The organism is Achromobacter sp. MFA1 R4 (genome assembly GCF_900156745.1).
GTDB lineage: Bacteria > Pseudomonadota > Gammaproteobacteria > Burkholderiales > Burkholderiaceae_B > Achromobacter.
In genome coordinates this window covers 5,216,923-5,229,297 of sequence record NZ_LT707065.1, presented here as the reverse complement: position 1 = coordinate 5,229,297, position 12,375 = coordinate 5,216,923, and the positions used below count along the sequence as shown (strand labels likewise).

Sequence of the window (12,375 nt, the reverse complement as noted above, 5' to 3'; positions counted from 1 at the left end):
CGCATCGCCGCCGGCGTCCGAAAGCGGCGGTTTCCTGCACCTTGTCTGGCCGCGCCACACTGCTATGCTCTTTGGACCGACGATCGCGTCCGCGCGAGGCCGGGACAGGACAGCAGGCGACCGCAACTTCAGGAGGCACGACATGAAGCTTTCCCCACGCGCGTCCATTGCAGCACTGGCGCTATGCGCATCGGCCGGGGCCGTCCCCTCGGCGATGGCGCACCACGGCTGGACTTGGGCCGAATCCGAACAGATGACCCTGGAGGGCACGGTCGAGCAGGTACAGATCGCGCCGCCGCACCCTTCGCTGAAGGTCCGGGCCAAGGACGGACTCTGGACCGTCGAACTCGGCAATCCCTCGCAGACCAAAGAGGCCGGGTTCGTCCAGGGATCGGCCAAGCCGGGCGACGCCATTACCGCCGTGGGCAACCGCGACCAGGACGCCGCCAACAAGCGCATGAAGGCCGTGCAGGTGACGGTGGGCGGCAAGACCTACGACATCTATCCCAGCCGCATCAAAAAGCCCTGAGCGCGCGCGCCGGTTCCGATGCCAGAACTGCTGCGGCTCGCGCTCGAACAGCTCGAATCCGTGCCGCCGTCGCTGTGGCTGCGCCGGTCGGGCACTTTGTATCTGTTGGTCAATGCCGCCCATATCGGCGCCATCGGCCTGCTGATCGGCTCCATCGTGCCGCTGGACCTGCGATTGCTCGGGGTCCTCAAGCCCGGACCGCTGGCCGTCCTGGCGCCCGTGCTGGCGCGCACGGCAGCCGCGGGCCTGGCGCTGGCCGTGCTGACGGGCGCCATGCTGTTTTCGGTGCGGCCCTTCGATTACCTGCAGAATCCGGCGTTCGGGGTGAAGATGGGCCTGCTGGCGGCGGGCGCGGCCAACGCCTGGCTGGTGCGGCGGGGCGGGGCCTGGGCCGGCGTGGCGGCCGGGCGCCAGCCATCGGGCGCGCTGCGTGTGCAGGCGGCGGCTTCGCTGGCGCTGTGGCTCGGGTGCCTGGTGGCGGGGCGTTGGATCGGATTCCTGTAGCGGCCAGCCTGCCCCTTGGCCGGGCGCCGGCGGCAGGGACGCGCCGGCCTCGCGCGCTGTTCAGCAGTGCGCTGCGCCCTGCGCATTCACGTACAGCGCGAACAGGCATTGCCCCGTGACCATGAAGAGTCGATTGCGCCGCGGCCCGCCAAAGCACAGGTTGGCGCAACGGTCGGGCAGGGCGATCCGGCCGATCGCCGTGCCGTCCGGCGCATACACCATCACCCCGCTCAGGGCCGGTCCCGGTCCCCAGCCCGCCCAGACATTGCCCGCCGTGTCGCAGCGTATGCCGTCCGGAATGCTGTCGCCATGCGCCTGGACAAAGACGCGGCCGTCGACCAGCGCGCCATCGTCCCGCACTCCATAAACCAGGATCCGGTTCGGCGCGGAGCCGTTGTCGACCACGTACAGCAGGCTTTCGTCCGGCGAAAAGCAAAGTCCGTTGGGATTGCGGATGTCCCGGATCACGGCCTGCAGCCGCCCCGAGACCGGGTCCAGCCGGTAGACGTTCGTGGGCAGCTCGGGTTGCGCCTGGTAGCCCTCATAGTTATTGAGAATGCCGAACAGCGGGTCCGAAAACCAGATCGACCCGTCGCGGCGCACGATGACGTCATTGGGGGCATTGAGCCGCTTGCCCTCAAACCGGTCAGCCAGCACCGTCAACGTGCCGTCGTATTCGGTGCGCACCACGCGGCGCTCGCCATGTTCGCAACTGATGAGCCGGCCCTGGCGGTCGCGCGTGTTGCCGTTGGCGTAGCCGGACGGCTTGCGGTACACGGACACCGCGCCGGTTTCGTCGTCCCACCGCATGATGCGGTTGTTGGGGATGTCGCTCCAGAGCAGGCACCTGGCGTCCCCGAACCAGACCGGGCCTTCGCCATAGCGGATTCCCGTCGTCAGGCGTTCGACGGCGGCGTTGCCGATCCGGATATCCTGGAATCGGGGATCCAGCACCGTGATGGCCGGATCGGGGTAGCTTTCGCTGGGTTCCCACATAGGACCTCCTGTGACGGCAGCCTGCCTGCCCGGGTATCGCCGTTTGGTGTTGCGCCCTGGAACCATAGCGCCGCGCTGCGCCGCCGCGCAAATCCGGTGCAGGCGCACTAGCGCGACTGCGCTTTGCCCGGCGGCCGCGTTCATGCTTATATTTTTGGAGCCCTACGCGGGGCGGCATCCAAGGAGAGCACCATGGCGCTGAGCGACGTGCGGGGCAATCCCGTTTCGACGGATGAACAGGCGTCCATGGACGCCTACGAACGGGCGCAGACCCTGTTTCATGGCTACTACGGCGACCCCTTGGGCATCATCGACCAGGCCTTGGCCGACGACCCGGTGTTCGTCATGGGCCACCTGTTGCGGGCCGGGATGATGATCACGGCCAGCGACAAGTGCGTCGAGCCGCTGCTGCGCGAAAGCGTGGAGGCGGCGGAAGGCCTGTACGACATCGCCAATGAGCGCGAACGGCGCCACACGGCAGCCGCGCGGGCATGGCTGGACGGCGAGTTCTCGCATTCCCTGCGGCGCTACGCCGACATTCTGATCGACCATCCCCACGACACGTTGGCGCTGCAGGTCGGCCATATCGGCGACTTCCTGCTGGGCCGTTCCACCATGCTGCGCGACCGCGTGGCCGGCATCCTGCCCGCCTGGAACCAGGGCATGCCGGATTTCGGCTATGTGCTGGGCATGTATGCCTTCGGGCTGGAAGAGACCAACCTGTACGACAAAGCCGAAGCCCAGGGTCGCCGCGCGCTGGACCTGAACCCCCGCGATCCGTGGGCCGTGCATGCGGTCGCCCATGTCCTGGAGATGCAGGGCCGGGTGGACGAGGGCATCGCCTGGCTGAACGGCCGCCGCGACGATTGGTCCACCGACAACATGCTGTCGATCCACAACTGGTGGCATCTGGCGCTGTTTCATCTGGACCGGGACGAGACCGACGAGGTGCTGGCGCTTTACGACAAGCGCCTGCGCGAATCGTCCACCGGGCAGGTGCTGGACCTGATCGACGCGTCCGCGATGCTGTGGCGGCTGTTGCTGCGCGGGGTCGACGTCGGCCCGCGCTGGCGCCAGTTGGCCGACGTGTGGCAGGCGCGCGGCGGGACGGGGTATTACGCCTTCAACGATGTGCACGCCCTGATGGCCTACCTGGGTTCGGGCGACGGGGCCGCGGCGCAGCAATTGATCGAGGCCATGGAAGCCGCCGCGCAGGAAGCGGGCACCAACGCCATGATGACGCGCGACGTGGGACTGCCGGTGGCGCATGCGCTGGTGGCCTTCGTGCGCGAAGACTACGCGCTGACCGTGGACCTGCTGCGGGACGTGCGCCTCATTGCGCATCGTTTCGGCGGCAGCCACGCCCAGCGTGACGTGCTGGCGCTGACGCTGGTCGAGGCAGCCCTGCGTGAAGGCGCGCGCTCGCTGGCGAAGGCGTTGACCGCCGAGCGCATGGCGCTCAAACCCAACAGCGCGGGCAACCGCAAGCTTGCCTCGCGCGCTGCGGCGCTGTAGCGGTATCGCGGCGTGGCCTGCGACGCGGCCGCGCTACGCGCCGCGCATGATCGAAACGCGCAGGCCAGGACCGAAATCGTCCGCGGCATCACGCATGGAAAACCTGATGAGCATCCCGTGATTGCGCGCAATCCGGCGGGCGATCGACACGCCCAGGCCGCTGCCCGATTCCTCATTGCCCGCCGCGCGCAGGAACCGGTCTCCCAGTCTGGGCAGGATTTCGGGCGCGATGCCCTGGCCTTCATCGTCCACGGTGATCTGCGCGGCGGAAAATCTTAGCCGCACCTGTGAATGGCGAGGGCCGTAGCGGATCGCGTTGTCCAGGATGTTCTTGAGCATGATCGTCAGCGCGGTCTCGTCGCCGGCCATCGGCAGCGGCAACACGCCGGCCTCGGGCCATTCGATGGCGATGTCGATGTCGCGCCGGTCCGCGATCCAGAGGCAATCGCCCACCGCCTGCTCGGCCACGGCCCGCCAATCGACCGAGCGGTCAAAGCCGCTGTGGTTCGTGGAATCCAGCCGGGCCATCGTCAACAGTTGCGAAACCAGCCGATCCAGCCTTTCCATGCCGCGCGTCACGCTGGTGCGCGCAAGCTGCGCCTGGGCGGGATCGCCGGTGCGCTGGACCACGTCCCATTGCGCCCGCAAGGCGGCCAACGGTGTGCGCAATTCGTGCGCGGCGTCCGCGGTGAGGCGGCGCTCCTGCTCGATCAGGGCCGCGACACGGGCCAGCAGGCCGTTCATCGCCTTGACCAGCCCCCGCAGCTCGCCGGGCACGTCGGCAATCTCCAGCTGCGAGGCGTCGTCCGGGCTGCGGCGTTCCAGCTGTTGCGAAAGGTCGTGGACCGGCTTGATCGCCCGCCGGACGGCGATGATCAGCAGGACGATCAGCACGGGCAGGCCAATCAGCCACGGCACGATCTGGCTCGCAATATAGGCCACGACGAGATCGTTGCGTTCACCCACGCGCTGGCCGACGGCAACGCGCGTCTGGCCGGAAGGATCGTCCAGATACACCAGGCGCCAGGGCACGCCATTGACGATGCTGTCGACGAAACCTTCCCGCTCTGCCGCGCGCGGAAACTGCAGCGCCTCCGGGTCCAGCACCAGGGGGGCGCCTTCGTTGCGCCAGATCGCCACGGACAGGTCGCCCAGGCCCGCGTCGCCGGAATCGCCCGAGGCGGGCGAGCGCGCTGGCGCCGGCGCCGGCACCGAGGTGGCCGACGCCGGGATCAGCGCCGCCACGGCGATCGTCTGCTGCGCCAGCCGCAGCATGTCCGTGTCGTAGAGTTCGTTGATCTCATGGGAGGCCCGCCAGTAGGTCCCGGCAATGGCGATCAGCCAAGCCAGGGGCGCTGCGAGCAGCACCGCGAAAATCAGCCTGCGTTGCAGCGTCATGGCTCGGCGTCCACCTGTCCCAGGGCATATCCCGATCCGCGCACCGTGCGCACGATCTTGGGATGGATTTTCTTGCGTAGATGGTGCACAAACACCTCCAGCGCGTTGCTCTCCAGATCGGCGTCCCAATCGTAGAGTTTGTCGCGGATGAAGTCGCGCGTGAGCACGCGGTTCGGATGCGTGAGAAACAGCTCCAGCAGCAGGGCTTCCCGCGTCGTGAGGTCCACCTTGTGCCCCTTCCAGCGCACTTCGTGCAGGGCAGGCTGGTACTCCAGATCGCCGTGGCGCCACACCGGTTCGGGCTTGCCCGCCACCCGCCGGGTCACCGCCCGCAGGCGGGCCGCCAATTCATCGAGCGTGATGGGCTTGATCAGGTAGTCATCCGCGCCGGCATCCAGCCCGGCGATGCGGCTGTCCACGGACTCGCGCGCCGTCAGGATGACGACCGGAAGGTGGCGGCCGGCGTTACGCCAGCGCGTCAACAAGGCGACGCCGTCCTCGCCGGGCAGTCCCAGGTCCAGCACGACCGCATCGTAGTGCACCACGTTCATGGCCTGGTCGCCATCGCGACCGTTGGCAAACCAGTCGACGGCATAGCCGAGCAGGCGCAGGCCGGACTTCAGGCCATCGCCGATCAGGGGGTCGTCTTCGATGATGAGAATACGCATGTGAAGCTTTGCGACACGTTTGAGGCAGGTTCGACGCAGATTAGCACCGCCGGACCGTTAATTTCTCATTAAGGTTCCTTGCCTAAGCTGCGCCCCATCATGAACCAACCCGAGCAGATGGACGCCAGCATGCCGTTGACAAAGTGTTCGCTCCCCCCAACACGACTGGCGAGTCCATTGCGGATGCCGTCCCCCGTGTCGACCCTGCATATCCACGCACCCGGCGACCCCTTGCGCGCAGAGGTGGAATCCTACATCCGCCAGCGTTACCAGGAACGGTTTGGCGCCAGGCTGAACGAATGGCTGCCCACGCTGGTCAGCGTGCAGACCAATGGGGAAATCATCGCCGCCGCCGGCTACCGGGGCGCCGAAACGCCGCTGTTTTTGGAGCGATACCTTGCCGCGCCCATCGAGCAGTATCTGCGCGATGAGGATGCGCCGGTCGCGCGCCGCCTTATCGTCGAGGCGGGCCAGTTCGCCGCAGTGCGGCCGGGAGCGGGCAGGCTGCTTGTCCCGCTGCTGGCGCGCCACCTGCATCAGCAAGGGTATAGCTGGGCAGTCAGCACCTTGACCCGAGAGCTGCACCATCTTTTCGCCCGGATGGGCTTGGCCCATCAACCCATCTCGGCGGCCACGGCGCATCACCTGGACGAGAAAACGCGCAGCGACTGGGGCAGCTACTATGCGCACGCGCCCCAGGTCTTTGCCGGCCGCCTGCACACCATCGTCGAACGGTTCCAGGAGATCGAGGCATGAACGCGCAGGAATTTCTGTCTCTCCTGCGCGAACCCGGCAGGTCGGGCCGCCTTGCGGTGCAGGACGCGTCGCAATCCTTGAGCTACGCGGACCTGGCGCGCAAGGTGGATGCGTGCGCGGAACGCCTCGCGGCTCGCCCGGCGCGCCCGGCCCGTGTCCTGGCCTCGGTCATGGATAACGGCGCAGACTGGATCATTCTTGATCTTGCGTGCCTGCAACTGGGAATCGTGCACGTGCCGCTGCCCTTGTTCTTCACGCCGGCGCAATGGATTGCCACGATCGATGCCGCGGGCGCGGACGTCGTTGCGGGACCGGACTCCCTGGCGCCCATCCTGCGCGAACGGGGTTTCGAGGCGAACAGCGGGCGGCCGGACAGCCCGTCGTTGTTCCATCGTCCGGCGGACGCGGTGACGTTGCCGGACCGTACGGTAAAGATCACCTTCACGTCCGGTTCGACGGGCGCGCCCAAGGGCGTATGCCTGGGCGCCGAGGAAATGCTCGGCGTCGCCAGCGGTCTGGCGGCGGCCACCCGCCCGCTGAACGTGCGCCGTCATCTCACCGCCTTGCCGCTGCCTGTCCTGCTGGAAAACATCGCGGGGGTCTATGCCGCCCTGATCGAAGGCGCGGCAATGATCACGCAGCCCTTGGCCCGGATCGGACTGCAAGGGTCGTCGCGTTTTGACCCCGCCATGTTCCACGCCGCGCTGGGCGCGTCCGACGCGCAAAGCGCCATCGTCCTGCCCCAGATGCTCAGGGCATATACCGGATGGCTGCGCACAACGGACGCTCGCGCGCCGAGCGGTCTGCGGCTGTTGGCGGTGGGCGGTGCGGCGGTGGGGCGCGAACTGTTGGCCGCTGCCCGCGCACAGGGGCTGCCGGCGTATGAAGGGTATGGCCTGTCCGAGGCCTGTTCGGTGCAGACCCTGAACCTGCCGGGCGACGATAGCCCGGGCTCCGCTGGCCGCCCCTTGCCGCACGCGCAAGTGCGGATCGCGCCCGATGGCGAAATCGAGGTCGCCGGCAGCCCCGCGCTCGGCTACCTCGGACATGACACGGCGCTTCCTCGCTGGCTGCCGACCGGCGACCTGGGCCGCCTGGACGACGCGGGCTTCCTGCACGTCCAGGGGCGCAAGAAGAACCTGCTGATCACCGGCTTTGGCCGCAACGTGTCGCCGGAGTGGATAGAAGTCCTGCTGACGAGCCAGGCTTGCATTGCGCAGGCCGTGGTGTTGGGCGAGGGCCAGGCCGAACTGGGCGCCGTGATCTGGCCGCAGCCCGGCTTCGGCGAGGCGCAGCTGCACGCGGCCATCGAACGCACGAACGGCGCGCTGCCTGACTACGCGCGCATCGGTCCCTGGATGCTGGCGCGGGACGAGTTCACGGTGGCGAGCGGCCTGTCCACGGCGAATGGACGCCCGCGCCGCGACGCCATTTCCGCCTTGCACGCAGATCAACTTTTTCCGCGGAAAGCCGCGCAACCCATCCTGTAGAGACGACATGACCTTTTTCGAACAATTGCTGGACGGCACACGGCAGAGCCGCGAGTCGCTGGTGACGATACCCATCATCCAGGACTGCCTGCAGGGCAAGGTCACCTTGCCCGCCTATGCCGCGTTCCTGCGCGAGGCCTATCACCATGTCAGCCACACCGTGCCGTTGATGCATGCCTGCCGGGCGCGGATTCCCGAGCGCCTGGCCTGGATGCGGGCGGAGATCGATGAATACATCGAAGAGGAAACCGGGCACGACGCCTGGATCCTGAACGACCTGCGCGCGCTGGGCGACGACCCCGATGCCGTCCGCCGCGCCGGGCCCGGTCCCCAGACGGAAGTCATGGTGGCCTACGCCTACGACACGATCTCGCGGCGCAATCCCGTCGGATTCTTCGGCATGGTGCACGTGCTGGAGGGCACCAGCGTGACGCTCGCGCTGAACGCGGCCGACCAGATCCAGCGCGCCCTGGGGTTGCCTGCCTCGGCGTTCAGCTACCTGCGCTCGCACGGCACCCTGGACCAGGCGCACACGGCGCACTTCGCCGAGTTGATGAACCGGCTGGACAGCGCCGAAGACCAGTCCGCCGTCATTCACGCCGCCAACATGTTCTATCGCCTGTACGGCGCGATTTTCCGCGCCTTGCCGCGCGCCCAGCCGCAAGAGGAGGCCGCATGAGCCCCAGGGATGCTTCCGTCGTGCTGACCGGGGCCGCCGGCGGCCTGGGCAGCGCCATCGCCCAGCGGCTGTTCGAGGAGGGCGCCCGCCTGCTGCTGGTCGGCCGCACGCCCGGCCCCTTGCTGTCGCTGGCCCGGGCATTGAATGGCGGCGCGGGGGACCGGTCTCGCGTGGATGCCCTGGTCGTGGACGTGACCACCGACGAGGGCCGGCGCGCGATCATCGACGCCGCCGCGGCCCGGCGGGTCAATGTCCTGATCAACAACGCGGCCATTTCTGCGTTTGGCCCCGCGCAAGACCTGAATCCCGAGGTGGCGCGCCGCATCGCCGAGACCAACATCGTGGCGCCGATGTTGTTGACCGCCGGCATGTTGCCGCTTCTGCACAGCCGCGAACGGGCGCAGATACTGAACATCGGCTCGACATTGGGCAGCCTGGGTGTCCCCGGATTTGCGGTCTACGGCGCGAGCAAGGCGGCGTTGCGCCTCTACACCGAAGCGTTGCGCCGCGAACTTGCCGATTCCGCGATCCGCGTCCAGTACTACGCGCCGCGCGCCATCGACACCAGCTTCAACACGCCGCAGGTGCAGGCGTTCAACAGCGCGACCGGTTCGGCCAGCGACTCGCCGCAAGCCGTGGCCCGCTGCGTGGCGCGCATGCTGCAAAGCGAGTCGCGCCAGCGGTATGCGGGCACGCTGGAGGCGATTGCCGCCCGCCTCAACGGCATATGCCCCGAATGGCTTGACGGGGCGTTTGCCAAGCACCGCCGGGCGCTGACGTCCTCGAAATTTCCTTCCGGAGCCTCTTCATGATCCAGAACACCCTTGCACGCCAAGGCCTTGCGGGCATGCTCGCCAGCCTGGCGATCTCATTTTCCGCCGGCGCCGCCTCGCCCGCGCCCGATCTCGACGAGGGAATCCGGGCGCTGCAGACGGACTGGGCCACGATCCAGTACGCCGTCCCCGCAGACAAGCGCGCCGCGCGCTTCGAAGCGCTATCGAAGCAGGCGCACGAACTGACTGCCCAATTCTCCGGGCGTGCGGAACCGCACATCTGGGAGGGCATCGTCCTCAGCTCCTGGGCAGGCGCCAAGGGCGGGCTTGGAGCGCTTGGCCTGGCCAAGCAGGCCAAGGCCGAATACGAAACCGCCATTGCGATCGACAGCAAGGCCCTGGGCGGATCCGCGCTGAACAGCCTGGGCGTCCTGTACTACAAGGTGCCCGGCTGGCCGGTGGGGTTTGGCGACAACAAGAAGGCCGAGGCGCTGCTGAAACAGGCCCTGGCCGTGAATCCGGACGGCATCGACGCCAATTACTTCTATGCCGACTACCTGATGTACCGGAATCGCAAGGCCGAGGCGATCCCCTATCTGGAAAAGGCCTTGAAGGCGCCGCCGCGACCGGGCCGGGAAACGGCCGATGAGGGCCGCAGGGCCGAAGCGCGGGCCCTGCTGGACCAGGCCAGGTAGGCCGTCGATGCGACGCGCCGCCTCGGGCGGTCAGCCCTGGCGGACGTAGCTGCCCGGGGCAGCCATCAGCGCGTCCGAATCGGCGTCCGGCTCGCCCAGCCTCGGATTGGCGGGGCGGGGCGCTCCCGATCGGTGGGCCAGCCATTCCACCCACGTCGGCCACCATGATCCGCCGCACAAGGTCGTCGCGGCCAGCCAGTCATCGGGCCCGGCGCGCAGTCCGTTCTTCGGCCGCGGGCACAGCCGGTGCCAGCGTCCGGGATGCCCCGGTTCGCTGACCACGCCGGCATTGTGGCCGCCGCTGGTCAGGACGAAGCGGATGTCGGCATCGGTCAGGTAGTGGAGCTTGAACACGGAACGCCACGGCGCAATGTGATCATTGACCGTGCCCAGGGCGAATATGGGCGTGCGGATGTTGCGCAGGGCGATCGTGCGGCCGTCGACCTCGTAGCAGCCGGCGGCCAGCTCGTTCTCCAGGAACAGCTTGCGCAGGTACTCGGCGTGCATTCTGTAGGGCATGTGCGTCGAATCCGCGTTCCAGGCGACCAGGTCCGTGGGGTGGGCGCGCTCGCCGAGGAGATAGGTGCGCACCGCGCGGCCCGCCACGTCCTCGATGGGCCGCAGGGACTGGAAGGCGGCCGCCATCTGGTCGGCCGACAGATAGCCCTGCGCCCACATGACGCTTTCCAGGAAGTGGACCTCGCTGGCGTCGATGTACAGGCCCAGCCCGCCCGGCTCGCTGAAGTCGGTCTGCGCGGCCAGCAACGTGATCGTCGCCAGGCGGTCGTCGGCCTGGTTGGCCATGGCCGCCGCCGCGATCGACAAGAGCGTGCCGCCCAGGCAATAGCCCACCGCATGCACCCGTTGGCCGGGTACGCAGCGGTTCACCGCATCCAGCGCCGCCATGAAGCCCAGCCGGCGGTAGTCTTCCAGGGACAGATCCCGGTCCCGCGCGCTGACGTTGCGCCAGGAAATGCAGAAGACCGTGAAGCCTTGCGCCACCAGATACCGGATCAGGGAATTGCCGGGCGACAGATCCAGCACGTAGTACTTCATGATCCAGGCCGGCGTGATCAGGATGGGTTCGGGGCGCACCTCGTTGGTGGACGGCGCATACTGGATGAGTTCGATCAGGTGGTTGCGAAACACCACCGCGCCGGGCGTTACCGCGACATTGACGCCGACCTTGAAGTCCTCCAGCCCGTGTTCCGGCAGGCCCCAGGCCTTGCGCGCAAGATCGTCCGCAAGATGGCCCATGCCGGCCAGCAGGTTCAGGCCGTGCTCGGCAGCCGTGCGTTCCAAGACCTCCGGGTTCGACCAGGGAAAGTTTGCAGGCGCGAACAGGTCGCACCATTGGCGGGCGCAGAACGAAACGAGGTCGGTGTGATGGGAGGAGACGCCGGGGACGCCGCAGGTCGCGTCGGCCCACCACTGCCGGACTTCCCGAAAGCCATGCTGCCACAACTGGAAGGGTTCGGTTTGCCAGGCGGGCGTGGCGCAGCGGCGGTCGGACGGCGCGTCCGGGCACGCGGGCGGGCGCCCGGACATCAGCAGCGCGGCATGCGTGGCCAGTTCCTGGACGGCATCCTGCCATTTCAAGGCCAGTTCCAGTTGCCGGCCAGGGGCCGCGTGCAGATGGAGCAGCCAGTCGGACAACGCGAGCGCAACGGCGTTCGGCGAGATGCCGCCCGTCAGTTGCGCAAGAAAGGCGGCCCTGAAATAGTCCAGCGCCGCCAGGGAGCTTTCGGCCCCCGGCGCGGCATTCGCGCAGGCAATGGGCTGCCCGGCTTCGCGGGGCAGCCACACGTCAAAGGCCGGCTTCACAGGAGAACGTCATTGGAGAACGTCGTTGGAAAACTTCACTGGCGGGCGGGCGTCGTCGGCTGGCGGGGGAGTTGGCCGGCATCAATGGCTGGCGCGCGCCATCGCGCTTCTGGCGTTGCCGTCCGCCAGGAACTTCGCGGTGCTTTCCGCGATCTGCGACATGCGCTCCTGCCATGGATTCTTGCTGTCGCGCAGCGCGGCGGCGGTCGTGGTCGAGGCCTCGCGCGTGATTTTCTCGACTTCGCGCAAATAGCCGAACTCGCGGTTCATCAGATCGGTCATGAATTTCTGCTGCAGGGCGCAGACCGCCGCGAACGAGGTCGCGGCGTCGATTTCGGCGTTGGCTTCCTGCGCAAACGCCAGCATTTCCTTGTCGGTCTTCAATTGCAGGGCGCGCAGTTGCCGCGCGAATTCGAAGTAGCCGGTTGCCGCGGCCATCGCGGAATGAAGGCCGTACTTGTATAGCGCCACATAGGGCTCGTAGTCGGGTTGCATGGAACCATCCTCCAGGTCGATCGGGCCGTTCTACCGAACGATGCGCATCGCCG

13 protein-coding genes are annotated in these 12,375 nt (G+C 67.7%); 8 read left to right on the top strand and 5 right to left on the bottom strand.

Features of this window, described 5'->3' with window-relative positions:
- The first annotated feature begins 142 nt into the window (after positions 1 to 142).
- Together BXA00_RS24000 and BXA00_RS23995 are read left to right on the top strand one after the other, a co-directional pair.
- Positions 143 to 529: a DUF6152 family protein gene (locus tag BXA00_RS24000; RefSeq protein WP_076520889.1), complete on the top strand. Its 387-nt coding sequence runs from the start codon at positions 143 to 145 to the stop codon at positions 527 to 529.
- An 18-nt stretch (positions 530 to 547) separates the two neighbouring features.
- Positions 548 to 1,033 (top strand): DUF6644 family protein, encoded by a 486-nt coding sequence (locus BXA00_RS23995; RefSeq protein WP_076520888.1) that lies wholly within the window; start codon positions 548 to 550, stop codon positions 1,031 to 1,033.
- 60 nt (positions 1,034 to 1,093) lie between these two features.
- Here the strand turns inward: BXA00_RS23995 and BXA00_RS23990 are convergent, their stop codons facing one another.
- Complete coding sequence (locus BXA00_RS23990; RefSeq protein ID WP_076520887.1) at positions 1,094 to 2,029, bottom strand: SMP-30/gluconolactonase/LRE family protein; 936 nt, start codon at positions 2,027 to 2,029, stop codon at positions 1,094 to 1,096.
- Positions 2,030 to 2,221: 192 nt separating this feature from the next.
- Between BXA00_RS23990 and BXA00_RS23985 the strand changes: the two genes are divergently transcribed.
- On the top strand, positions 2,222 to 3,544 hold the full coding sequence (locus BXA00_RS23985; protein WP_076520886.1) for a tetratricopeptide repeat protein: 1,323 nt from the start codon (positions 2,222 to 2,224) through the stop codon (positions 3,542 to 3,544).
- A 33-nt stretch (positions 3,545 to 3,577) separates the two neighbouring features.
- Here BXA00_RS23985 and BXA00_RS23980 read toward each other — a convergent pair whose 3' ends face one another.
- Both BXA00_RS23980 and BXA00_RS23975 read right to left on the bottom strand, forming a co-directional pair.
- Positions 3,578 to 4,942, bottom strand: coding sequence for an ATP-binding protein (locus BXA00_RS23980; RefSeq protein WP_076520885.1), 1,365 nt, complete (start codon positions 4,940 to 4,942; stop codon positions 3,578 to 3,580).
- Entirely contained in the window at positions 4,939 to 5,610 is a 672-nt protein-coding gene (locus BXA00_RS23975) for a response regulator (RefSeq protein WP_076520884.1), read from the bottom strand. The genes BXA00_RS23980 and BXA00_RS23975 overlap by 4 nt, the downstream gene beginning before the upstream one ends.
- A 195-nt stretch (positions 5,611 to 5,805) precedes the next feature.
- Here BXA00_RS23975 and BXA00_RS23970 point away from each other — a divergent pair, with 195 nt between their 5' ends.
- Genes BXA00_RS23970 through BXA00_RS23950 form a run of 5 tightly spaced genes read left to right on the top strand, consistent with a single transcriptional unit; the run spans position 5,806 to position 10,003 of the window.
- On the top strand, positions 5,806 to 6,366 hold the full coding sequence (locus tag BXA00_RS23970; RefSeq protein WP_231952147.1) for a thermostable hemolysin: 561 nt from the start codon (positions 5,806 to 5,808) through the stop codon (positions 6,364 to 6,366).
- Positions 6,363 to 7,856, top strand: coding sequence for an AMP-binding protein (locus tag BXA00_RS23965; protein WP_076520882.1), 1,494 nt, complete (start codon positions 6,363 to 6,365; stop codon positions 7,854 to 7,856). The genes BXA00_RS23970 and BXA00_RS23965 overlap by 4 nt, the downstream gene beginning before the upstream one ends.
- A gap of 7 nt (positions 7,857 to 7,863) precedes the next feature.
- On the top strand, positions 7,864 to 8,535 hold the full coding sequence (locus BXA00_RS23960; protein WP_076520881.1) for a TenA family transcriptional regulator: 672 nt from the start codon (positions 7,864 to 7,866) through the stop codon (positions 8,533 to 8,535).
- Positions 8,532 to 9,347, top strand: coding sequence for an SDR family oxidoreductase (locus BXA00_RS23955; protein ID WP_076520880.1), 816 nt, complete (start codon positions 8,532 to 8,534; stop codon positions 9,345 to 9,347). The genes BXA00_RS23960 and BXA00_RS23955 overlap by 4 nt, the downstream gene beginning before the upstream one ends.
- 35 nt (positions 9,348 to 9,382) lie before the next feature.
- A complete protein-coding gene (locus BXA00_RS23950; protein WP_197685603.1) occupies positions 9,383 to 10,003 on the top strand; it encodes a tetratricopeptide repeat protein in 621 nt (206 codons plus the stop codon).
- Between the two features lie 30 nt (positions 10,004 to 10,033).
- Here the strand turns inward: BXA00_RS23950 and BXA00_RS23945 are convergent, their stop codons facing one another.
- Both BXA00_RS23945 and BXA00_RS23940 read right to left on the bottom strand, forming a co-directional pair.
- Entirely contained in the window at positions 10,034 to 11,827 is a 1,794-nt protein-coding gene (locus BXA00_RS23945; RefSeq protein ID WP_076520878.1) for an alpha/beta hydrolase, read from the bottom strand.
- 81 nt (positions 11,828 to 11,908) lie between these two features.
- A complete protein-coding gene (locus BXA00_RS23940) occupies positions 11,909 to 12,322 on the bottom strand; it encodes a hypothetical protein (RefSeq protein WP_076520877.1) in 414 nt (137 codons plus the stop codon).
- Positions 12,323 to 12,375: the final 53 nt, after the last annotated feature.